Raw genomic sequence first — 20,752 nt, forward strand, 5'->3', positions numbered from 1 at the left:
TACTGACCCCAGACACCCCAACAACACCCCCACACCCCCAAGGCCGGCACCGACAGCAACACCCACTGCCGACACCGGCCTTCGGCACACCCACCTCCAGGTGCGCGAGACCGCCGGGTGTTTCGGCGAAGTCGTCGCACTCGACGGCTCGATCTGGATGTGAAGCAGGGTCAGATCCATGGCCGAGTCGGCCCGAACGGCGCCGGCAGGACAACGCTGCTCGGCCTCCGGCTGGGCCTGGCAATCGCCGGCAGCGGCAGCCTCGACCTCCTGGGCACGCCGGCCAGGGGCCCGTCACGTCCTTGGTTCGAGCGGTCGGCGAGCGCCGCGGGGTCTCAGGCCATCAGACCTGCCGCGACCGTGGCGCCCAGTTCCCAGCACGCCTCGGTGTCGTCCTTGTCCGGCTCGCCGGTCACCGTGACCGGGTCCGCCACCCGTCGCCAGCCCAGGCCCGTCGTGATCGACTCGATCCCGCGCACGGCGCCTGTCACGTCGTTGCCGCCGTGGACGTAGAAGCCGAACGGCCGGCCACGTGTGGTGTCCAGGCACGGGTAGTAGATCTGGTCGAAGAAGTGCTTGAGGGCACCGGACATGTAGCCGAGGTTCGCCGGGGTGCCCAGCAGACAGCCGTCGGCGGCCAGCACGTCCGAGGCCGTCGTGGCCAGTGCTGCGCGCCGCACCACCCGTACGCCCTCGATCTCCGGCGCCGTCGCACCTGCGACGACGGCCTCGAACAGCGCCTGACAGTTCGGCGACGGCGTATGGTGCACGATCAGCAAGGTAGCCACACCCCGAACCCTGCCCCGAGGCCCCTCGCACCCGCAACATCGTGGCCCCGCCGGACCCCCGGCCCGCGGCGACCGGGCGGGTCCGTCACCGCGGCCCGGCCCCCGGCGAAGCCACCGGACCGCGGAAGGCTCCGCCCTCCACCCCGTACCTGTTCCGGGTCAGCCGGCCGGCGGGCCGCCGTGCCAGGACGGCAGGGGCCGTTCGCCGACGGCCACCTCGTAGGCGGCCCGGGCCAGGAGGCGGGTGGAGTCGAGGGTGGGGAGCGGAGAGACATCGGGCGTGATCAGGAGCGGGATCTCCGTGCACGCGAGGGCGACCGCGTCGCAGCCCCGCTCGGCCAGTCCGGTGATCACGCGCAGGTACTCCTGGCGCGAGGACTCCGTGAGCACCCCTCTGACCAGCTCGTCGAAGATGATCCGGTTGAGCTCCTCGCGGTCCTCGGGTCCGGGCAGTTCCATGGCGATCCCGCGCTCGGTGAGCGCCCGGGGGTAGACCGGGCCGTCCATGGTGTACTTCGTGCCGAGCACGGCGACGCGCTCGCGGCCGTCCCGGACGGCCTGCTCGGCGACCACCTCGGCGATGTGCAGGCCCGGCAGGGCCAGGTCGGGACCGGGGCGCTCCAGGGCCATGTGCGCGGTGTTGTCCGGGCAGGCGAAGAAGTCTGCGCCCGCGCGGGCCAGCCGGTCCACACTCACGGAGAGGGTGCGGCGTACCGCGTCGTGGTCGCCGGAGTCCCAGGCCGCCATGCTGCGGCCGAGGGCGATGTAGTCCAGCGTCACGTCCGGGTGTTCGTGGCGGCCCGTCCGCTCGAACCCCTCCTCGCAGTAGGCCAGGAAGTGGAGCGCCGCGCCTCCCGTGCTGTGCGCCAGAATGCCGAAGTGATGCATGGTCCTCGTGCGGTTCTGTGAGTCGGCGGCCGGTCGCCCGCGGCCGTCGTCGGCCCAGGAAGTCGTGCCCGTCAACTCGCCCACGCCTGGAGGCGTTCTCCCGGTTCCTGTGCCCTGAGCAGGGCGAGGGACTGCTTCTCCAGCTGGCGGACTCGCTCGCGGGTCAGGCCGATGTGTTCCGCGACCTCCTTGAGCGTGCGCTGGCGCCCGTCGTGGAGGCCGTAGCGGAGGCTGAGGATGAGCGCCTCGCGCGGCGCCAGGGTGTCCATGGCCTCGCGCAGTTCCTCGGCGAGCGCCTGGTACTCGGCGACCTCCGGGGCCTGCAGCACCTCGCTGTCGGGGATGAGGTCGCCGACCACCGTCTCGCCGGTGTCGTCCACCGGCATGTCCAGACTGATCACCTGCCGTCCGACGCGCCGCAGCCAGACGACCCGGTCCTCGGTGACACCGCCGTCCTGGGCGACCTCCGCGGCCGTGGGCTCGCGCCCGAGCTGTACCCGGAGCTTGCGTTCGACCTTGCCGATCTTGTGCAGTTGTTCCACGACGTGCATCGGCAGCCGCACCGAGCGGGCGTGCGTGGCCAGACCCCGTTCGATCGCCTGGCGGATCCACCAGGTGGCGTAGGTGGAGAACTTGAACCCCCTGGTGTGGTCGAACTTCTCCACGGCCCTGATGAGGCCGAGATTGCCCTCCTGGATCACGTCGAGCAGGGGCAGACCGCGGTGGGCGTGCCGCTTGGCCAGGGACACGACGAGCCGCAGGTTGGCCCGCACCATGTGGTCCTTGGCCTCCTGGCCGTCGTGCACCGCCAGCTCCAGCTCCCGGCGGTGCCGCCGCTCGAGCTCACGCCCGTCGCTCTCCGCCTGCGCCAGTTCCTCCGCGGCCCGCACGCCGGCCTCGATGCGCTGCGCCAGCCGTACCTCGTCCGCCGCGTCGAGCAGCGGGGTCGCCCCGACCTGCCGCAGGTACTGGCCCAGCAGGTCGGGATCCCCGTCCGGCTCGGGCGCCGGATTGTGCCGTTTCGTGGCGCGGGCGGGGACCTGCCGGCCGTCCCGTGCGGACGCTGTCGTCTTCCGTGTCGCGGGAGCCATGATCGCGCTCCTCATTTCTCGCGATGTCCTCGCGTCCAGGATGGCCCGAGTACCCGGCGGTCCGGGGGCCGTGCCGGACGATGAGTAAAGAATCGTCCGGTCCGGCCCAGTGCGAGGAGTGCGGCGATCGCCGCGGTGCGCTCCGGGGACCGCGAGCTCCGGGCGGCGGCTGCCGCCCAGCCGTCTTCGGGCGCCATGGTCCGGGTGCCGACCGGGAGCGGCGAGGCCGGCCGGGCGTGGCCGCACGCCCGGCCCGATCCCCGACCGCCACGAGCGTCGTCACCTGGACGCCTGCGACCGGTTCCACCGGCGTGGTGACGGGCGAATCCCCTACGCGGGCGGAGCGCCACCGGTTCCGCGTCGCCCGCCCACCGCCCCTTCTCAGCCCCTCCCGCCGATGAGGCCGACGCGGACATCCCGAACCCGGCCGGCACCATGCGCCGGAACGACCCCGGTCCGTCGCCTTCGGCGAGCGCTTCGAGCGCAACGGGGACATCGACGACGACGCACCGCACGGGGCCCTGCTCGGACTCGTGGGTCTGCTCCACACCGCCCCCGCGTCCCGAACGGGCGACCGACGCACGGCCCGTGCACCGCTCACCCGTTCGCGTCACGCCGTACGTTGCTGAGTTGCGCCGCCCATGGACCGGCCACAGGCTCATGGTTGTACCGGCGGCCGGGCCCATTCCCGCTCGCCGCGGGAAGCGGATGGAGGAAGTCGATGGCGACGTGCGAAGTCTGCGGCAACGACTACGAGATGGCCTTCGAAGTACGAGCCGCCGGAGCGGTGCACGTCTTCGACAGCCTGGAGTGTGCGGCCCAGCGCATGGCTCCCCACTGTGACAACTGCAACTGCCGGATCCTGGGTCACGGGCTCCAGTCGGACGGGCAGTTCTTCTGCTGCGCCCACTGCGCCCGGCAGAAGGGCCACGCCCAACTGGTCGACCACGCCTGACCGGCGCGACGGCAGCGCCGGCGTACTGACGCGGCGGTGCGGAGGAGGCCACCATGGAGGAGTACTACGTCTGGGTGACGACACGCCGCCTCAGGCCGGGCGCCCTGGAGGAGTTCGAGAGGGCGTGGCGTCCCGAACCGTATCCGCGGGGTCTGCACCGCTCCTACGCGTACTGGTCGCCGGACGGGCAGGAGATCACCGGCGTGTCCTTCTGGGAGTCGCAGGAGGCCTGCGACGCCTGGCGCTCCTCCGAGTCGGAGGCGCAGCGACGCGCGGCCATGGCCCCGTACGTGGTGGAGGAGCACGAGGGCTTCTACCGCGGCCGTCAACTCGCCGTTCCCCAGCGGTAGCCGTCGGATGGCTGACAGCATGAGCGAGATCGTCGTCGTGTATGAACTCGACCAGCCGGTGGCCACGCGCCCCTCGACGGAGTCGGCCGGTGGTGAGCGACCGCCCGTCCACAAGGTGCACGCGGCGCCCACCGCCCCGGGCTCGCACACCGAGACGGGGCCGCGCACACTGTGCGGCAAGGACACCTTCGCCATGGTGCGGGCCGCGCGGCAGCCGGCCGAGCAGCAGCAGACGCCCTGGTACCCGGCGGAGCACCAGGCCGTGGTCTGCCCCGAGTGCGACGCCGTGGTCGAGACGTGAGCGGTCCGGCGGGGCCGTGCTGTTGCGCCACCTGGATGGGCTCCTGAGCCACGTGGATGGATGTGGCGTGCGGATCACCGGTCCGTGCCGTCGTCCGTGCTTCCATCGCGCCAGGAGGCACATGACATGGCTGACGACCGACAGCAGACCGCCCGCTCCGTTCTTCCCGCGTCCCGGCGCCGTGTACTCACCGTGGCCGCGCTGACGCCCGTCCTCACCGGGGCGCCGGCCACCGCCGGTGCCGCGTCCGCCGCGAGTACGCGGCATGCGCCGGTCGAGCCCGTGATGACCCGGCTCACGGACTGGGCCGACGTGGGCAGGGCCCTCGGCAGGCCCGGCGACATGAAGCGGTTCATGTACCACACGGCCCTGCCGCGCCGGGACCTCAAGGTCTTCTCGCACGGCGTCCGGATCGACCCGGCCCTCGCCCTCGGCACGCACGTGTCCTTCGTGCGCTACGCCGATCACAGCACCCTTCTCATGGGCGACACGGTGGTCACCGAACGTGAGCTGCAGACCTTCATCGACGTCCTGCAGGGGCACCGGATCATGCCGACCGCCATCCACAAGCACCTGCTGGCCCACGAACCGGACGTGTGGTGGGTCCATGTGCACGCCCACGGCAACGATCCGGTGGCCGTCGCCCGAGGCCTCCGCGCCGCCTTCGCCCACACCGCCACGCCGCCCGCCGAGCCGGTCACGGCCTCGCCGCCCGTCCGCCTGGACACCGCCGCGATCGACGCGGCGATGGGAGTCAAGGGCTACCCCGACGGCCAGATCTACAAGTGCACCTACGTACGCCGCGAGACCATCGTCGACGGCCACCTGATCCTGCCTCCCGGACTGGGCGCCACCACCTCCGTCAACTTCCAGCCCCTGGGCGGCGGACGGGCCGCGATCAGCGGCGACCTGGTGATGACCGCCGAGGAGGTGCAGCCCGCTCTCGTGGCGCTGCGGCGCGGCGGGGTCGAACTCGTCGAGCTCCACCACCACAACCTGACCGACGAACCGCGTCTGTTCTTCGTCCACTACTGGGCCGTGGGCGACGCCGTGCGGCTCGCCGGGGCCCTGCGCCGCGCCGTGGACACCACCAATGTCGTACCGATGTCCGGAGGAGCCGGCTGATGCCCCGGGAGAAGGAAACGATCACCTGCCCGTTCGACTTCAGCGAAGCGCTGGAGTTCGACCCCGTGCTCGCGGACCTGATGAGCCGCGACGCCCCGGCACGGATCCGGCTCCCCTACGGCGACGCCGACGCCTGGCTGATCACCGGCTTCGACGCCGTCAAGCAGGTGACCACCGACCACCGGCTCAGCCGGGCGGGCATCGTCGGCCTCGACTACCCGCGGATGACGCCGGAGCCCATCGTCTCTCCCGAGTCGATCAACGTGATGGACCCGCCGCACAGCAGCCGCGTCCGCCACCTGGCCTCCCAGGCCTTCACCCAGCCCCGGGTCGACGCCATGCGGCCCCGTATCGTCCGGCTGGCCGACCTGCTGCTGGACGAGATGGAGCGGGAGGGCCCGCCGGCGGATCTGGCCCGGCATCTCTCCGACCCCCTCCCCCAGCACACCGTCCTGGACCTGCTCGGCATCGAACAGCAGGAGTGGCCCCGGATCCAGGAGTCCGTGCACCAGTTGCTCGTCACCGGCGCGGACAACAAGGACACCGCCGCGACCGCCAAGGCGGACCTGACGGCCTACTTCGCCAAACTCGTGGAACAGCGCCGTGACTCACCCGGCGACGACCTCATCAGCGCGATGGCCGCGGCGCGGGACGGCGAGGAACAGCTGGACGACAGGGAACTGGCGGTCATGACGCTGATGCTGGCGCTCAGCGGCCAGGACACCGCGACCTGCCAGATCAGCGACATCACCTACCTGCTGCTGACCCGTCCGGAGCTGATGGACCGCCTCAGGCGCCGGCCGGAGTCCCTGACCGACGTCCTGCACGAGCTGCTCCGTCACATCCCGTTCCGCAAGGGGGTCGGGATCCCCAGGGTCGCGCTGGAGGACATGGAGCTGGACGGTGCACGGATCCGGGCGGGCGACTTCGTCCATGTGTCGTACCTGACGGCCAACCGGGACCCGGAGCGTTACCCGAACCCGCACGCCATCGACCTCGACCGGCCGACCAGCCCTCACATGACCTTCGGCTGGGGCGGGCACCGGTGCATCGCGATGCCGCTGGCCATGGCGGAGCTCGAGGTGGCCATCGGCCGGCTCGTGGAACGCTTCCCCGGGCTGCGGCTCGCGGTGGCGCCCGAGGAGGTGCGGTGGGACACGAAGACGATCCGGCGGTTTCCGCTGGAGCTGCCGGTGGCCTGGTAGCGGCCGGTCGCGCCGGGTCCACTCGCGGTCCCCGCCTCCCGGGGACGGGTGGGGGACGAGGACCGCGGCCTCGGCGTCCGCACGGAGTCGGGTGGGAGCCGAGACGAGGAAAGCTATCGCCGGGCGGCGGAGGTGTCGTTCCTTCGCAAGGGTGAAGGACTGGCCAGGCGTTCGCGCCGTGCGAGGCTCATCCGTGCGCCTCGTCCGTGCGCCTCCTTCGTACGCCTCTGCGGTACGGCGGGGAGCGGGCCGGGCGTCATGCTGCCTGCCCGGCTCGGGCCGGCGTCCTGGGCCGGACTCCTGCTAGGCAACCCGGTCGACGGCGACCATCGCGACGTCGTCGACCAGACGGTCCCCGGTGTGCACGATCAGGCTCTCGTGCAGCCGGTCCAGGAACTCCCGGGGGGTACGGGCGTGACTCACCGCTTCTATGTGCTCGGGCAGCGCGAAGAAGTCGTTGTCGCGGTTGCGGGCCTCGATCACCCCGTCGGTGTGCAGCAGCAGCCGGTCACCGGGGGCGAACGGGTAGCGCTCCGGCCGGCAGGTCGGTCCCGTCACGAGGTCCTCCAGGCCGAGGGGCGGCTGCGGTGAGTCGGGCACCAGAGCCTGAACCTTCCCTTGACGCAGCACCATCGGGGGCGGATGACCGCGGTTGACCACCTCGACCACGAACCCGTCAGCTATCTGGGCCACCAGTGCGGTGACGAAACACTCCCCCTCCGACCCGTCGTCGGCCGCGTCCTCGGCCGCGGACTCCCGGCGCAGCGCGGCGGCACAGTGGTTCATGACCTCTCTCAGGTCCTCGTCGTAGTGCGCGGCCTCCCGGAAGGCGCCCAGCACGGCCGCGGCCGAACGGACGGCAGGCAGCCCCTTGCCCCGGACGTCCCCCACGATCAGCCGGACCCCGTACCGGGTCTGCACGGCCTCGTACAGATCGCCGCCGATCTGCGCGCCCGACTCGGCCGCGCGATACATGCTGGCCGCCCGCAGCGGTCCCAGCCGCGCGGGGACGGGGTGCAGCAGGACGCTCTGCGCCGCCGCGGCGATGCGGCGGATCTGGTCGAGTTCGCCCTGTCTGCGTGCCTGCATGGACCTGCTGGTGGTGACGCTGGCCACGGAGACCACCAGCAGGCCCAGAAGGTTGCTGTAGACCTGCTCGCCGCGCCAGGCCGAGTGGATGGTGGCGGTGATCAGGGTGACGGCGAGGGCCCCGACCGCGGCCGCCAGGATGCCTTTGGGGCCCATCGTCAGCGACGCCAGCGCGGGCATCGCGGTGAGCAGGGGGCCGGTGTACATCATGTGCCCGGGTGAGAGCTCGATCCCCAGCCCGAACAGCACGATCAGGAACGGCACACACTGGGTGAGTCTGAGCAGGACCTCGTGACCTCCCCAGATCCGTCCCCGGGCTGATCGGGAGTACAACCGCATGGGTACAGCCTGCCCCGCGGACGATGAGGGATCCACTTGCCACCGGAAACCCCTTGGCAAGGCCAATTAATTCATATTTAATGGCTTGAGCTGGGCCGTCGACGGCCCGCCTCCGTGTTGTCGCCGTTGTCGTTGTCGCCGTTGTCGTTGTCGCCGTTGTCGTTGTCCGCCGCCGCTGTCGCACGCGTGGCAGTCGCCGGACAAGAGCCGCCCCGGGAGCCCGCGCGTGAACCTGCACCGCCCTGTCGAAGACCGTCCCGCCGAACACCGCCCTGTCCCAGGACGGTTCACCGGCCGTTGCGTCGTCGTCACCGGAGCGGCTTCGGGGATCGGCGCCGCCACCGCACACCGGCTCGCCGCCGAAGGTGCCGCGGTGGTGCTGGTCGACGTGCTCGACGAGCCGGGCGAGGAGACGGCCGCGGCCATCAGAAGCACCGGCGGGAGTGCCGTCTACCGGCATGGCGACGTCTCGGACGAGGCGGCGTGGGCGCGCGTCGTCGAGACGGCCCGGGAGCACTTCGGTCCCGTGTCCGCGCTGGTCAGCAACGCCTACACCGTGCGCGTCGCCTCCGCCGACGTCATCGACCGGGCGGAGTGGGACCGTCAGCTCGCCGTCAGCCTCACGGGGAGCTTCCTGGGGTTCCGCGCGTGTCTGGACGACCTCCGCGCCGGCGGTGGCAGTGCCGTGTTCGTGTCCTCCGTGCACGCTCTGGTGGGCATGCCCGGACGCCCCGCCTACGCGGCGGCCAAGGCCGCGCTCACCGGGCTGATGCGGCAGCTCGCCGTCGAGTACGGCGGCACCGGCGTGCGCGTGAACGCAGTGCTGCCCGGACCGGTGCTGACCCGCGCCTGGGACGGTATCGGCGAAACGGACCGGAAGGCCAGCGCGGAACAGACGGCGCTGGGCCGTCTGGGACGGCCCGAGGAGGTCGCTGGTGCCATCGCCTTCCTCCTGAGCGCGGACGCGTCGTTCGTCACCGGCGCCTCACTCGTCGTCGACGGAGGGTGGAGCGTGCTGAAGACCTCGTCGTAGACGGGGCGCGTGCCGGCCCTCACCCAGCGCGGGAGCCGTAGTCCCTTGCGGATCAGCCGCGCCCAGACCTTCGCCGGTCCGCCGAAGGCCGGACGTGCAGCGGACGACGGCAGCCCGCACGCGCGTTGCCCGGTCCGGCGGCACCCGGACGGATCGTTCGCCGAGGTGACGGCGCTCGCCGGACCGGCCCCGCACCCGCCGCCCTTGTGACCGTCGTGCGCACCGCACGGCCCTCCGACCGTCCTCGTCACCATCCTCGCCGCCTCAGCCCCCAGGAGCCGCCCCGTGGACCCGACCGATCTCACCACCCTGCTGAGCCGTGACCGGCTCGCCGCCATCGTGCGCGGACGCTCGGCACCAGCGGCCCTGCGTACGGTGCTCACGCTCGCCGAGGAGGGCGTCGGTCTGATCGAGGTCTCCCTCACCACCGACGGCGCCTGCGACGTGATCGCCGAGGCCGTCCGGGAAGCCGGACGGGACGCCTTCATCGGCGCCGGCACCGTCGTCACCCGGGACGATCTGCTGCGCGCCCGCGACACCGGCGCCTCCTGGGTGGTCACACCCGTGGGCGGTGGCATCGTCACCGCCGCCGTACAGCACGGGCTGCCGGTCCTGGCCGGGGCACTGACCCCGACCGAGGCGGCCTCCGTCATGGCGGCGGGTGCCACCGCCGTGAAACTCTTCCCGGCGTCCCTGGGCGGACCGGCCTACCTCAGAGCGCTCAAGGATCCCTTCCCCGACATGCCGCTGGTCCCGGTCGGGGGCGTGGACGCGGACGCGGCCACGGAGTACTTCGCGGCCGGTGCCCTCGCGGTCGGTGTGGGGTCGCCGCTCGTCGGCGACGCCGCCCAGGGCGGGGACCTGGGGGAACTGCGGCGCCGGGCACGACGGTTCCGTTCCGTCTGCCGACGACGGGAGCCGCGCGCGTGAAGCCTCCCGCCACAGCCGAGGCGCCCACCGGACAGACCGTGGCCGCCGACGTCGTGACCTTCGGCGAGACGATGCTGTCGCTGCAGGCCGAAGGGCCCGTCGCCGTGGGCGCGCCGGCCCGCACCACGATCGCGGGCGCGGAGTCGAACGTCGCCATCGGGCTGGCCCGGCTGGGACACCGTGTCTCGTGGGCGGGCCGGCTGGGCGCCGACGAGCCGGCCCGTCTGATCCTGCGCACGCTGCGCGGCGAAGGCGTGGACGTACACCACGCCACGACCGACCCGGACGCGCCCACCGGTTCCATGCTGCGCGAACGCCGCGTCGCGGACGTCGCCCGCGTGCACTACTGGCGTACCGGGTCGGCCGCCTCCCGCCAGCGGCCCGAGCACCTGGCCGGGGCCCTGACCGCCGGCGCCCGCGTCCTGCATGTCACCGGCATCACCTGCGCCCTCGGGCCCGGCCCGCGGGCGGCGGTGGCGGCCGCGGTCGGGCACGCGCGCGAACACGGCTGGACCGTCGTCCTGGACGTGAACCACCGGGCCCGGCTGTGGAGCCGGGAGCAGGCCGCTCGGGTGCTGCGTCCTCTGCGCGGCGGCGTCGACGTGGTCATCGCCTCGGACGACGAGCTTCCCCTGCTCGCGGGCGACGACACCGACGGCGAGGATGCCCAGGTGGCGGACATCCTGGCGGCCGGCGCGCGCGAGGTGGTCGTCAAGCGCGGCGGCGACGGCGCGGAACTGTACGGCCGCGACGGCCACCGCATCCGGCGACCCGCGCATCCCGTGCCCGTCGTCGACACCGTCGGTGCCGGGGACGCCTTCTGCGCGGGTTATCTCTCGGGGCTGCTGGACGGTCTGCCGCCGGCCGGGCGGCTGAGGCGCGCGTGCGCCACCGGGGCGTTCGCGGTCGCCACCGCCGGTGACTGGGAGGGGCTCCCCCACCGTGACGAACTCGCCCTGCTGGACGTCCCCCCGGGCAGTGCCGTCCGCTGACCCGCCCGTCCCTCGGGCCTCCCTCCTCACGCCGGGAGTCACACCCCGAATCGCAAGGCGCCGCATCGAAATTCATAAATAATGGCAAGCGGTAGACTTCTGCCGCCAGCCACCACCACCCGTCTCACTCCGAGGAGAACCGCATGGCGTCCTACTCCGGCCGAGGCGTGCACGGGCAGGTCGTGCACAAGCTGGGGGCCCGCATCGTGGGGGGTGAGTTCGCGGAGGGCGAGATCCTGGACATCGGAGCGCTCGGAAGCGAACTCGACGTGAGCCTGACCGTGATGCGGGAGGCCCTGAAGGTGCTGGCCGGCAAGGGACTCACCGACGCACGGCAGAAGCGCGGCACCTACGTGCGGGAGCGGGTCCACTGGAACCTGCTCGATGCCGACGTCATCCGCTGGCGCATGGAGACCGGCGACGGCGCCCACCTGCTGCGCGACCTCGCCGACGTGCGTTCCATCGTCGAGCCGGCCGCGGCGCACCGTGCCGCGCTGCACCGCACCGACGCCGACCTGGCCGCCCTCGAGGCCGCCCTGGACGCCATGGGCCGGGCGCAGGTGGACTCCGCGGCCGCGGCCGAGGCGGACGTCGCGTTCCACCGGGCCCTGCTCGCCGCCACCGGGAACGAGATGCTGCGCCGGATGGACATCCTGCTGGAGCCCGGACTCAGGGAGCGCGACCGCATGGTCCACACCCACGGTGATGCCGACGACCCGGTCCCCAGCCACCGCGCAGTGCTCGACGCCGTCCGCGACCAGGACCCCGCGCGCGCCGAGTTCGCCATGCTGGACCTGCTGGCCAAGGCTGCCGAGGACCTCGAGCACGTGACTCATCTGCCCGGAACCGCACCGCGCTCCTGAGCGCCGGCGGCCCGGTCGGCTCCGTCGCGGGCCCGGTCGGCCCCGTCGCCGGCCGGGTGCCGCGGTGTCGCCCGGGTGTTCCCCGTGTTCCTTGATGGAGTGGGGGACGTGACGTTCGCGGATTCCGCCGGTGCGGGCGAACCCGTGCCGCCCACCCCGCCGGCCCCCGGGCCCGCCAGGCGGTCCTGGGCGCCGCTGCTGGCGGTCTGCACCGGGTACTTCATGGTGATCCTCGATGTGACGATCATCAATGTCGCGGTGCCGGTGGTGGGCCGTGAACTGTCCGCCTCGCTCACCGGCATCCAGTGGATCACTGACGCGTACACGCTGGTCTTCGCCGGGTTCCTGATGACCGGTGGTGCCCTGGGCGACCGGATGAGGAACCGCCGCGTCTTCTGCTCGGGCGTCGTGGTGTTCACGGTGGCGTCGGCCGCGTGCGCGTTCGCGCCAAGCGCCCTCTTCCTCATCGGGGCCCGGCTGGTGGAGGGGCTGGGCGCGGCACTGATCGTGCCCGGTTCCCTCGCCCTGCTCCAGCAGGCCTACCCGGTGCCGGCCGCACGGTCGCGGGCCTTCGGGCTGTGGGGCTCGATGGCGGGCATCGCGGCCTCGGCCGGACCGCTGCTGGGCGGGCTGCTGGTCACCACCGTGGGCTGGCGGTGGATCTTCCTGATCAATCTGCCGGTCGGCGTGGCGTGCCTGGCGCTGACGCTGCGGCACGTCTCCCGCTCGCCGCTCCACCCCGCCCGGGCCCTGGACCGGCCGGCGCAGTGCGCGGTCGTGGCTGCGGTGGCCCTGCTGACCGCCGCCCTCAACGAGGCGGGACGCCGTGGCTGGTCGGATCCCGGCGTCCTCGCCGGGCTGGGACTGGCGGCGGTGGCCGGCGTGGCGTTCGCGGTGCGCGAGCGGCTGGCCGGCTCTCCCGCGCTCCCGCCGAGCGTGCTGCGCTCGCGCACGATGAGCGGCGGAGCCGTCATCGGCCTGCTGTTCAACTTCGGCTTCTACGGGATGGTGTTCACCGCCAGCCTGGACTTCCAGCGCCGGCGGGGTCTCAGCGCCCTCGACACCGGACTGGCGCTGTTCCCGGCGGTGACGATGACCATGTTCGCCTCCGTCCTGTCCGGGCGGCTGACGCGGCGCACCGGTGACCGTCCGCTGGTGGTGTGCGGAATGCTGCTGGCCGCGCTCGGGCCGGCCGGCTGGGCCGCGGCCGGGGCCGACGCGTCCTACCCGCTGCTGGTGGTTCCGATGATGGCCGCCGGGTTCGGCACCTCCTTCGCCCTGACCGGCTCGACGGCCACGGTGATGGCGGCCGCGCCGGCGGAGTACGCGGGGGCCGCCTCCGCGCTGTTCAACACCACCCGTCAGATCGGCAGCGCCACGGGTGTGGCGCTGGGGGGCAGCCTGCTCGCCATGACCGCCACCGGCGGCTCCGGGCTGCGCACGAGCATGGCGGTCGGCGCACTGGCCTACCTCACCGCGGCGGGGCTCGCATGGTGGTGCGTACCGGCGAAACGCACGGTTGCGTGACATCCGTCACACGAATTCGGCCAACTATGCCCCCGGAGTAGTAGAGGACGCCCTGGCGACATATGGGACTTGTCCGGCTTGGCCCGGGCGTGCGCCGCGACGGGCAGGACGGGATGCAGTCCGGTCGGCGGCACCGCTGCCTCTGGTTCGACGACGGCCTTCTGATGGAGCGGCAGTACGCGGCGGAAGTCGCGCCGGCCTGCTCAGCACGCACCCACTCGCCTTTGCAAGCGCCGACTTCGGCTACGAAGCGCAGTAGTAGATCCGGTCTTTGTGCCCCCGGTAAAGGGGTCCTAAGAATGACGATCCCAGCACGTCGCCGCAGTAGTTCGGCAGCGCACTGACGTGCGGAGCCAACCACGTAAGGAGCGCTCGGCGATCACCGAGTGAGGTCACGCATGAGCAAGCATCGCAAAAAGCAGCCTTACCGGCGGATAGTCATCGCCGCCGCAGCCATCGGCGCTCTGGGAGTGCCGTCCGTCGCCCTGGCCTGTACCGACTGGTCGGGCGGCGGGGAGAACCGGTCCCACCGCTCCGAGGCGGAGGCGACCACGACGTCGTGGCGGCAGTCCCACAGCGGGCGGCACCACGAGCACGGTGACGGCCACGCTCACAAGGCCGCGAAGCCGGCCCCGACGGCGTCGGCGACCGCGACCCCCACGCCGAGCACCCCGAAGCACAGCGCACCGAGCACCGGCGCACCCCAGCACAGGACCCCCGCGCCCACGCACACCACCGCCACGCCCCGCCACACGGCAGGCGGCTCGGCCGCGACTCCGAAGACGACGACCGCTCCCACCGCCACGGCCACCCCCTCCCCGAGTGCCCCGCAGGCCGGTGCGACGGCGTCCGGGGACATCGCCCGTGTCGTGCAGCTCGTCAACGCCGAGCGGGCCAAGGTCGGCTGCTCGCCCCTCACCGTGAACGCGGACCTCACCAAGGCCGCACAGGCGCACAGCGAGGACATGGCCGCCCACCGGAACATGTCGCACACCGGCTCCGACGGGTCGTCCCCGGGCGACCGGATCACCCGCGCCGGCTACAACTGGAGCTCGTACGGCGAGAACGTCGCCTACGGCTACTCCACTCCGGAGAAGGTCATGGCGGCCTGGATGGACAGCCCCGGCCACAGGGAGAACATCCTCAACTGCGGGTACAAGGAGATCGGCGTCGGTCTCGCCCAGCCCGACAGCTACTGGACCCAGGACTTCGGCACCGAACGCTGACACCGGACGCCGAAACCGCTCGCCGGCCGTGGGACCACCGTGGTCTCACGGCCGGCGCGGCTGGTTGAAGCGCAGCATGTTGCCGGAGGGATCGCGGAAGGCGCAGTCGCGGACGCCGTAGGGCTGGTCGGCCGGCTCCTGCAGCACCTCTCCGCCCGCGTCACGGATGCGCTCGAAGGTGGCGTCGCAGTCGTCGGTCTGGAAGATGACGGCGCGCAGCAGTCCCTTGGCCAGCAGTTCGGCCATGACCCGGCGGTCGGCGGGCGATGCGCCCGGATCGGCGAGGGGCGGTTCGAGGACGATGTCCACGTCGGGCTGCGAGGGGGCTCCCACGGTCACCCAGCGCATCCCTTCGTACGCGACGTCGTTGCGCACCTCCAGCCCGAGAACGTCCCGGTAGAAGGCCAGCGCCCGGTCGTGGTCGTCGACGGCGATGAAGCACGTGGAAAGCTTGATCTCCATGTGCTTCACGCTACGAGCGGGGGGCGGGTTCCGCTCCCCCGTTCCGGACGGGTCGCATATGGATCTTCGCGATGCACGGCGGGATGGCCGCTCCCTCGTCATGGCCGCGGGACCGGTACGAGCTGGGGCTCTCGCCGACCAGTTCGGTGAAGCGGGAGCTGAAGGAGCCCAGCGAGGTACAGCCGACCGCGAAGCAGACCTCCGTCACCGTCATGTCACCCCGCCGCAGCAGCGCCTTGGCCCGCTCGATCCTGCGCGTCATCAGGTAGCTGTACGGCGTCTCCCCGTAGGCGGCGCGGAAGCTGCGGGAGAAGTGACCCGGTGACATGAGGGCGACGCGGGCCAGCGCCGCCACGTCGAGCGGCTTCTCGTAGTCGCGGTCCATGACATCGCGGGCCCGGCGCAGCCGGACGAGGTCTTCCAGCGTCACCGGCACAGCATCCCACAGCGCGTCCGCGGCCGACCCGGATCCGCGCGGTGTAAAGGTTTCTTGACATCCTGAGGGGTGTCAAGGCACCTTTACGACGTGAGCGACACCGAAGACGACGCCCTGCGGGCCACCGACGCGGCGGACCGGCAGGTCATGGCCTGGACGTTGAAGGCCAACGCGGAGCTCGCGGTGAGCGTCCTCATGGGCGAACGGGAGACAGGCGGCGAACCGGTGCTTGCCGCGCTCGCGGCCTCCCGCGGTCTTGCCCGGGTCGTCGACGACATCCAGCGCACCCTTGTGCGCCAGGCCCGGAACCGCGGGCTGAGCTGGGCGGCCATCGGCCAGATGCTGCACGTGACCCGGCAGGCGGCGTTCCAGCGCTTCGGCGGGCCCGGGGAGACGGCGGCCGCGGACGGCACGCCGGGGGCCGCCGCACTGCTGCCCGGTGCGGCCGAGGAGGCGCTGCGTGTGCTCGAGCTGTTCACGGAGCAGCGCTGGGAGGAGATGCGCGCCCGCTTCGATGCCCGTATGGCGCAGGCGGCCCCGGCCGACCTGCTGCGCACCGTCTGGCAGAAGGCCGACCGCGAACGCGGCGCCTTCCGGGCCATGGGCACGCCGTCCGTCCGGGCCGTCTCCGGCTACACCGTGGTCGACGTTCCGATGGCGTACGAACGGGGTGAACTGCTGCGGCGGGTCGCCTTCGACGCGGACGGACAGGTGGCCGGCTTCTTCGTGCTGCCGGCAGAAACGGAAGGATCATGACAGAGCCGTACCGTCCGCACGGTCCGGAGTCCTCGCCCGGCGGCGGGCGCCGGCGCTCCCCCGTCGTCCTCCTGGTCGCCGCCTCGCTCTTGCCGCTCGCTCTGTACTACCTGCTCCGGCCGGTCGTCCACAGCGACGGGACGTCGCTGGCGATCGCCGTGGCCGCCCCGGTCGGTCTGGCCCTGGCCTCATCGCTGACCGGACGCCGCTCGCTGTGGGGCGGTCTGCTGGTCGCGGCGGGTTTCGGTCTCGCGCTGGTCGCCACGGTGCTGTCCGGCGGGAGTTCGCTGCCGCTGAAGCTGTACCGTCCGCTGGCGACCGGCCTGTTCGGCCTGGCCTGCCTCATATCGGTCGCCGTGCGGCGGCCGTTGGTGGAGCACCTCCTGCGGGCCGCCGCCCGCCGCGAGCCCCGGGTGCGCACCGCCCTCGCGCGCGCCGACGACGCGGCTCGCCTGCGACGCCGTCTCACCGGGATCACGCTGATCGTGGGAGTCGTCTGCCTCGCGGAGGCCGCGGTCACCGCGGCGCTCGCCTTCTCCCTCTCGACCGGCGCCTTCCTGGTGACCTCGCGCGTGGTCCGATGGGCCGTGGCCGCACTCGGCGTGGCCGCCGCGCTCCTCCACCGGTACCGCACCGCCCGGAACCGACCGCAACCGGCCGCGGGGAGAGCGGCCGACGGCCAGACCACCCCCGACGGAAACGGCCGCGGCGGGCAGGACACCGCCTGGTTCGGCCCCCGACGGCACGGTCTCGGCTGGGGCCCGCGCACCTGGCAGGCCCGCCTCATCGTCCTGACCGCCGCCGGCGCCGTGGTCGTCCTCAGGCTGGTCCTCGGCTCGCACTGACCGGTCGGGGGGTAGCCGCACGCCCTCCGGGCGAGGTCCGGCCGCGCTGCTCGCCACCTGCCGTGGCTCGTCGCCGACCTGCTCGGCAAGGAGGGCCGAACGTCGTCGACGACGACGTGACCGGCCGGACGCGCCGGGACCGGAATCTCCTCACCGTGGACAGCCCCCTCGCCTCCCACGCGCTCGGTCCGCTCACCGTCGACGCCCTGATGGAAGCGGCCCCGGGCGCCGTCTGACGCCTCCCGGAGACCGAGCACCGGCACAGGGACTCAAGGCGACATGTGCGCGGCGATGTCCTCCACGCACTGCCGCAGCGCGGGTGCGTGGGCACGGAGCTGGTCGGCTTCGGTGAGGATGACCGTGGCCGCGAGGGAGACGGCCAGGGGCGGGGTGTTCTCGGAGGGGCCGGGCAGGGCGGCGGCGATGGAGCGGACGCCGATCTCGTTCTCCTCGTCGACCTCGGACCAGCCCCGCTGTCGCACGAGCGCGAGTTCATCGCGGAGTCGGGCGGGATCGGTGATCGTGCGGGGCGTCACCGCCGGGAGCGGTCCGGACAGCAGCCGCTCGCCCTCCTCCTCTGGCAGCGCGGCGACGAGGGCCTTGCCGAGCGAGGTGGCATGCCACGGGTTGCGGGTGCCCTCGGCGCTGCGCAGCTGAAGGTGCTGGGTGCCCTGCACGGAGAGCACGAGCAGGACGTCGGTGCCGTGCAGGATGCCTGCGATGGCGGGCAGCCCGGTGCGTGTGGCCAGCCGTCGCATGGGTGCCGCGGCGGCGGAGTACCCGGCGGGTGAGCGCTGGAAGCCCCGGGACAGCTCCAGGACGCGCCAGCCCAGCGCATAGCGCCGGGCGTCCTCGTCGTAGGTGGCGAACCGTTCCTCGACGAGCCTGCCGAGGATCCGGTGGGCGCTGCTGACGGGGAGCCGGGCGGCGCGGGCGGCGGCGCTCACGCCGAGTCCGGCGGGGTGCTCGGCCAGCACGGTCAGCAGCCGCAGTCCCCGGCCCAGCATGTCGTCGCCGGATGGTGTGGTCACCGTGTACGCCTCCGTGGTTCCGTGCCGTCGCCGTCGGTGTCGATGCGGCGGCCGTCGGCGCTCCGCCCGGCCGCCGCGTCGACGATCACGGTACCGGGACCGGCCGGGCAGCCGTCGGTTCGGGGACGGCCAGGGTCAGTCCCGCGGCGAGCAGGGCGCAGACCGCCATCAGCCCGAAGGCGCCGGCGTCGCCGAACTGCGTCCCGCGCACCCAGCCGACCAGGTAGGTCCCGGCGAAGGAGCCGAGCGCGCCGAAGGAGTTGACCAGGGCGACGGCGGCGCCCGCGATTCCGGGCGGGGCGAGCGTCGAGACCAGGGCGAAGTACGGTCCGTACGGCGCGTACAGGCACAGGCCCGCGACGACGAGCAGGGCGAGGGCCACGGGGAAGTGGTCGCCGGCGGCGTAGGAGGCGAGGAGGGCGAGTCCGCCGCAGCCCAGCCACGGCCACACGGCGGCGCGACGACGGCCGCTGCGGTCGGACAGGCGGGAGTTGAGCAGCATCGCACAGGCCGCGCAGGCGTACGGGATGGCCGTGAGCAGTCCGGTGGCGCCGATGCCCTGGCCGGAGCCCTTCTTGATGATTGCGGGGAGCCAGAAGACGAAGCCGTACATGCCGAAGGACCAGAAGAAGTACTGGGCGGCCATGATCAGCACCGAGGTCGAACGCAGCACGGTGCGGTACTGGCGGCGCAGGGTGCCGGACACGGGCGGTGCCGCGGCCTGCTCGGCGGCCAGGTCTGCGCGCAGCAGGTCGAGTTCGTGTGCGGGCAGGCGGTGCGTCTGCTCGGGACGGTCCTTGATGAGCCGCAGGCAGCACAGTCCCCACAGCACGGAGGGCACCCCTTCGGCGATGAACATCACGCGCCAGTCGGAGACGGACACCAGCCAGCCGGAGACCGCCGACAGCCACATCACGGTGACCGGGTTCCCGAGGATGAGCAGGGTGTTGGCGCGTCCGCGCTCGCCGCGCGTGAACCAGCGGCCGAGCAGCATGACCATCGACGGCAGCACCGCTCCCTCGACGACACCGAGCGCGAAGCGGACCGCGATCAGCTGCGCGGGGCTGCTGAGCAGCCCCTGGGCGACGGCGAGCAGCCCCCAGACGACGGTCGACCAGGCGACCAGCCGGCGGGCACTGCGCTGTTCGGCGTAGATCGTTCCGGGGATCTGGAAGAAGAAGTAGCCGAGGAAGAACGACGCGGCGATCAGGGAGTCGGCTCCCGCGGACAGATGCAGGTCGTCGGCCATGCCACCGGCGGACGCGATCGCGTAGTTGGACTTGTCGAGATAAGCGAGCGAGTACGTGACGAACGCGACCGGCATCAGGTGGCGGGCGCGGGCGGACCGCCAGAAGCCGGAGTACGCGGACTCGGCTCCGGCGGTGTCGGTGGCAGGTGACGTCGCTGTCATCCCTGACCCCTGTTTTCCGTGAGATGGAAAGTGTTTCACTGGACGGAAGAACCGTACGAGAAGGAGAGCCCGATGACCAGAGCCCTTCACGACACCGCCACCGACGTACTCGTCCCGTGGCCGGACCTCGACCGGCGGCACGGCCCCTGGCCCGAGGGCGTCGGGGTGTACGTCTGGGACGGTGTGACACCCGGCAGCGAACCCGCCGAGGGAGTCCTGGCCCGCGTCGGCCTGTGGGTGATGCCCTACGCCGCACCGGACGCCGCACGACTGCTGCCCCGGCTGCCGCGCCTGGGCGCGGTGCAGTCGCTCAGCGCCGGCGTGGAGAAGCTGCTGCCCCTCCTGCCCCCCGGGGTCTCCCTGCACAACGGCCGCGGCCTGCACGACGCCTCCACCGCCGAGCACGCCCTCGGCCTGATCCTCGCCGCGCAGCGGGATCTTCCGCGGTGGGTCGCCGACCAGGCAGCGGGACGCTGGGAGCCCCACTTCACACGGTCCCTCGCGGACACGACGGTGACGATCGTCGGCTACGGCTCCATCGGCGCCGCCCTGGAACAGCGACTGGTCGCCTGCGAGGCCCGTGTCGTCCGCGTCGCCCGCCGGGCGCGCCCCGAGCAGCATGTCCACGCCGTGACCGAGCTGCCCGGCCTGCTTCCGGCCACCGACATCGTCGTCCTGGTCCTGCCCGAGGACCCGGACACGGTCGGGCTCCTCGGCGCCGAGGAACTGGCCGCGCTGCCCGACGGCGCCCTCGTCGTCAACGTCGGCCGCGGGCGCACGCTCGACACCCGAGCGCTGCTCCACGAGACCCGCGCCGGCCGGCTGCGGGCCGCGCTGGACGTCGTCGATCCCGAGCCGCTGCCCGCCGACCACCCCCTGCGCCGGACTCCCGGGGTCCTCATCACCCCTCATGTCGCCGGTGGCTCGGCCGCCTTCCGCCCGCGCGCCGAACGCCTGATCGTCGATCAGGTCCACCGCTTCGCGGCCGGCCGCCCCCTCCTCAATCCCTTCCCACGCGACTGACCCGCCTCACGCGCGGCCCGCGCACCGCGAGACGGGTCAGCGGTCAGGTCAGCACTGGGGGCGTTTCCCGTGGTTGGCCGCGTGGT

At 72.6% G+C, this 20,752-nt stretch carries 22 protein-coding genes and 1 pseudogene; 15 read left to right on the plus strand and 8 right to left on the minus strand.

Features of this window, described 5'->3' with window-relative positions:
* Window positions 1-100: 100 nt before the first annotated feature.
* Window positions 101-282, plus strand: a pseudogene (locus tag ACWDUZ_RS36195) (ATP-binding cassette domain-containing protein); the annotation flags it as partial.
* Window positions 283-335: 53 nt separating this feature from the next.
* Here the strand turns inward: ACWDUZ_RS36195 and ACWDUZ_RS36200 are convergent.
* The 3 genes from ACWDUZ_RS36200 to ACWDUZ_RS36210 all read right to left on the minus strand — a co-directional run bounded on the left by ACWDUZ_RS36200 (window position 336) and on the right by ACWDUZ_RS36210 (window position 2,767).
* Window positions 336-788 carry a flavodoxin family protein gene (locus ACWDUZ_RS36200; protein ID WP_451636079.1) on the minus strand — a complete coding sequence of 151 codons (453 nt, stop codon included), beginning with the start codon at window positions 786-788 and terminating at the stop codon, window positions 336-338.
* Window positions 789-947: 159 nt separating this feature from the next.
* Complete coding sequence (locus ACWDUZ_RS36205; RefSeq protein WP_451636080.1) at window positions 948-1,676, minus strand: aspartate/glutamate racemase family protein; 729 nt, start codon at window positions 1,674-1,676, stop codon at window positions 948-950.
* Window positions 1,677-1,747: 71 nt separating this feature from the next.
* On the minus strand, window positions 1,748-2,767 hold the full coding sequence (locus ACWDUZ_RS36210) for a sigma-70 family RNA polymerase sigma factor (RefSeq protein WP_451636081.1): 1,020 nt from the start codon (window positions 2,765-2,767) through the stop codon (window positions 1,748-1,750).
* Between the two features lie 721 nt (window positions 2,768-3,488).
* Between ACWDUZ_RS36210 and ACWDUZ_RS36215 the strand changes: the two genes are divergently transcribed.
* The 5 genes from ACWDUZ_RS36215 to ACWDUZ_RS36235 all read left to right on the plus strand — a co-directional run bounded on the left by ACWDUZ_RS36215 (window position 3,489) and on the right by ACWDUZ_RS36235 (window position 6,703).
* A complete protein-coding gene (locus tag ACWDUZ_RS36215) occupies window positions 3,489-3,722 on the plus strand; it encodes a hypothetical protein (protein WP_451636082.1) in 234 nt (77 codons plus the stop codon).
* Between the two features lie 53 nt (window positions 3,723-3,775).
* Window positions 3,776-4,072, plus strand: a complete 297-nt coding sequence (locus tag ACWDUZ_RS36220) for a hypothetical protein (protein ID WP_451636083.1) — start codon at window positions 3,776-3,778, stop codon at window positions 4,070-4,072.
* Window positions 4,073-4,091: 19 nt separating this feature from the next.
* Entirely contained in the window at window positions 4,092-4,373 is a 282-nt protein-coding gene (locus ACWDUZ_RS36225; RefSeq protein ID WP_451636084.1) for a hypothetical protein, read from the plus strand.
* Between the two features lie 126 nt (window positions 4,374-4,499).
* Window positions 4,500-5,498, plus strand: a complete 999-nt coding sequence (locus tag ACWDUZ_RS36230; RefSeq protein ID WP_451636085.1) for a DUF1259 domain-containing protein — start codon at window positions 4,500-4,502, stop codon at window positions 5,496-5,498.
* The gene (locus ACWDUZ_RS36235; protein WP_451636086.1) at window positions 5,498-6,703 is read left to right on the plus strand and encodes a cytochrome P450; all 1,206 of its coding nucleotides are present in this window, start codon (window positions 5,498-5,500) and stop codon (window positions 6,701-6,703) included. Before ACWDUZ_RS36230 ends, ACWDUZ_RS36235 begins: the two co-directional genes overlap by 1 nt.
* A 303-nt stretch (window positions 6,704-7,006) precedes the next feature.
* Here the strand turns inward: ACWDUZ_RS36235 and ACWDUZ_RS36240 are convergent, their stop codons facing one another.
* The gene (locus ACWDUZ_RS36240; RefSeq protein WP_451636087.1) at window positions 7,007-8,131 is read right to left on the minus strand and encodes a PP2C family protein-serine/threonine phosphatase; all 1,125 of its coding nucleotides are present in this window, start codon (window positions 8,129-8,131) and stop codon (window positions 7,007-7,009) included.
* Window positions 8,132-8,357: 226 nt separating this feature from the next.
* On the opposite strand from ACWDUZ_RS36240, the gene ACWDUZ_RS36245 reads away from it, so the two are divergent.
* From ACWDUZ_RS36245 to ACWDUZ_RS36270, 6 genes are all read left to right on the plus strand, one after another.
* Window positions 8,358-9,164 (plus strand): SDR family NAD(P)-dependent oxidoreductase, encoded by an 807-nt coding sequence (locus tag ACWDUZ_RS36245; RefSeq protein WP_451636088.1) that lies wholly within the window; start codon window positions 8,358-8,360, stop codon window positions 9,162-9,164.
* A gap of 285 nt (window positions 9,165-9,449) precedes the next feature.
* Window positions 9,450-10,094 carry a bifunctional 4-hydroxy-2-oxoglutarate aldolase/2-dehydro-3-deoxy-phosphogluconate aldolase gene (locus ACWDUZ_RS36250; protein ID WP_451636089.1) on the plus strand — a complete coding sequence of 215 codons (645 nt, stop codon included), beginning with the start codon at window positions 9,450-9,452 and terminating at the stop codon, window positions 10,092-10,094.
* Window positions 10,095-10,165: 71 nt separating this feature from the next.
* Entirely contained in the window at window positions 10,166-11,086 is a 921-nt protein-coding gene (locus ACWDUZ_RS36255) for a sugar kinase (protein ID WP_451636110.1), read from the plus strand.
* A gap of 143 nt (window positions 11,087-11,229) precedes the next feature.
* Window positions 11,230-11,949 carry a FadR/GntR family transcriptional regulator gene (locus tag ACWDUZ_RS36260; RefSeq protein WP_451636090.1) on the plus strand — a complete coding sequence of 240 codons (720 nt, stop codon included), beginning with the start codon at window positions 11,230-11,232 and terminating at the stop codon, window positions 11,947-11,949.
* A gap of 108 nt (window positions 11,950-12,057) precedes the next feature.
* On the plus strand, window positions 12,058-13,476 hold the full coding sequence (locus ACWDUZ_RS36265) for an MFS transporter (RefSeq protein WP_451636091.1): 1,419 nt from the start codon (window positions 12,058-12,060) through the stop codon (window positions 13,474-13,476).
* Between the two features lie 398 nt (window positions 13,477-13,874).
* Entirely contained in the window at window positions 13,875-14,702 is an 828-nt protein-coding gene (locus tag ACWDUZ_RS36270) for a CAP domain-containing protein (protein WP_451636092.1), read from the plus strand.
* 45 nt (window positions 14,703-14,747) lie between these two features.
* On the opposite strand, the gene ACWDUZ_RS36275 is transcribed toward ACWDUZ_RS36270, so the two are convergent.
* The gene (locus tag ACWDUZ_RS36275) at window positions 14,748-15,164 is read right to left on the minus strand and encodes a VOC family protein (protein WP_451636093.1); all 417 of its coding nucleotides are present in this window, start codon (window positions 15,162-15,164) and stop codon (window positions 14,748-14,750) included.
* Between the two features lie 10 nt (window positions 15,165-15,174).
* On the minus strand, window positions 15,175-15,594 hold the full coding sequence (locus ACWDUZ_RS36280) for a helix-turn-helix transcriptional regulator (protein WP_451636094.1): 420 nt from the start codon (window positions 15,592-15,594) through the stop codon (window positions 15,175-15,177).
* A 96-nt stretch (window positions 15,595-15,690) separates the two neighbouring features.
* Between ACWDUZ_RS36280 and ACWDUZ_RS36285 the strand changes: the two genes are divergently transcribed.
* Entirely contained in the window at window positions 15,691-16,356 is a 666-nt protein-coding gene (locus ACWDUZ_RS36285) for a DUF3887 domain-containing protein (RefSeq protein WP_451636095.1), read from the plus strand.
* Window positions 16,353-17,201, plus strand: a complete 849-nt coding sequence (locus tag ACWDUZ_RS36290) for a VC0807 family protein (RefSeq protein ID WP_451636096.1) — start codon at window positions 16,353-16,355, stop codon at window positions 17,199-17,201. Before ACWDUZ_RS36285 ends, ACWDUZ_RS36290 begins: the two co-directional genes overlap by 4 nt.
* Window positions 17,202-17,470: 269 nt before the next feature.
* Here ACWDUZ_RS36290 and ACWDUZ_RS36295 read toward each other — a convergent pair whose 3' ends face one another.
* On the minus strand, window positions 17,471-18,232 hold the full coding sequence (locus ACWDUZ_RS36295; RefSeq protein ID WP_451636097.1) for an IclR family transcriptional regulator: 762 nt from the start codon (window positions 18,230-18,232) through the stop codon (window positions 17,471-17,473).
* Window positions 18,233-18,317: 85 nt separating this feature from the next.
* Entirely contained in the window at window positions 18,318-19,643 is a 1,326-nt protein-coding gene (locus ACWDUZ_RS36300) for an MFS transporter (protein ID WP_451636098.1), read from the minus strand.
* Window positions 19,644-19,715: 72 nt separating this feature from the next.
* Between ACWDUZ_RS36300 and ACWDUZ_RS36305 the strand changes: the two genes are divergently transcribed.
* On the plus strand, window positions 19,716-20,666 hold the full coding sequence (locus ACWDUZ_RS36305; RefSeq protein ID WP_451636099.1) for a 2-hydroxyacid dehydrogenase: 951 nt from the start codon (window positions 19,716-19,718) through the stop codon (window positions 20,664-20,666).
* The last annotated feature ends 86 nt before the right edge of the window (window positions 20,667-20,752 follow it).

This window comes from Streptomyces sp. NPDC003393 (assembly GCF_053589015.1).

Excerpts from the sequence above, each read along its gene's own strand:
- ACWDUZ_RS36205 (WP_451636080.1), bottom strand. The coding sequence starts at position 1,676 with ATGCATCACTTCGGCATTCTGGCGCACAGCACGGGAGGCGCGGCGCTC.
- ACWDUZ_RS36210 (WP_451636081.1), bottom strand. The coding sequence starts at position 2,767 with ATGGCTCCCGCGACACGGAAGACGACAGCGTCCGCACGGGACGGCCGG.
- ACWDUZ_RS36215 (WP_451636082.1), top strand. The coding sequence starts at position 3,489 with ATGGCGACGTGCGAAGTCTGCGGCAACGACTACGAGATGGCCTTCGAA.
- ACWDUZ_RS36220 (WP_451636083.1), top strand. The coding sequence starts at position 3,776 with ATGGAGGAGTACTACGTCTGGGTGACGACACGCCGCCTCAGGCCGGGC.
- ACWDUZ_RS36225 (WP_451636084.1), top strand. The coding sequence starts at position 4,092 with ATGAGCGAGATCGTCGTCGTGTATGAACTCGACCAGCCGGTGGCCACG.
- ACWDUZ_RS36230 (WP_451636085.1), top strand. The coding sequence starts at position 4,500 with ATGGCTGACGACCGACAGCAGACCGCCCGCTCCGTTCTTCCCGCGTCC.
- ACWDUZ_RS36235 (WP_451636086.1), top strand. The coding sequence starts at position 5,498 with ATGCCCCGGGAGAAGGAAACGATCACCTGCCCGTTCGACTTCAGCGAA.
- ACWDUZ_RS36240 (WP_451636087.1), bottom strand. The coding sequence starts at position 8,131 with ATGCGGTTGTACTCCCGATCAGCCCGGGGACGGATCTGGGGAGGTCAC.
- ACWDUZ_RS36255 (WP_451636110.1), top strand. The coding sequence starts at position 10,166 with ATGCTGTCGCTGCAGGCCGAAGGGCCCGTCGCCGTGGGCGCGCCGGCC.
- ACWDUZ_RS36260 (WP_451636090.1), top strand. The coding sequence starts at position 11,230 with ATGGCGTCCTACTCCGGCCGAGGCGTGCACGGGCAGGTCGTGCACAAG.
- ACWDUZ_RS36270 (WP_451636092.1), top strand. The coding sequence starts at position 13,875 with ATGAGCAAGCATCGCAAAAAGCAGCCTTACCGGCGGATAGTCATCGCC.
- ACWDUZ_RS36275 (WP_451636093.1), bottom strand. The coding sequence starts at position 15,164 with ATGGAGATCAAGCTTTCCACGTGCTTCATCGCCGTCGACGACCACGAC.
- ACWDUZ_RS36290 (WP_451636096.1), top strand. The coding sequence starts at position 16,353 with ATGACAGAGCCGTACCGTCCGCACGGTCCGGAGTCCTCGCCCGGCGGC.
- ACWDUZ_RS36300 (WP_451636098.1), bottom strand. The coding sequence starts at position 19,643 with ATGACAGCGACGTCACCTGCCACCGACACCGCCGGAGCCGAGTCCGCG.
- ACWDUZ_RS36305 (WP_451636099.1), top strand. The coding sequence starts at position 19,716 with ATGACCAGAGCCCTTCACGACACCGCCACCGACGTACTCGTCCCGTGG.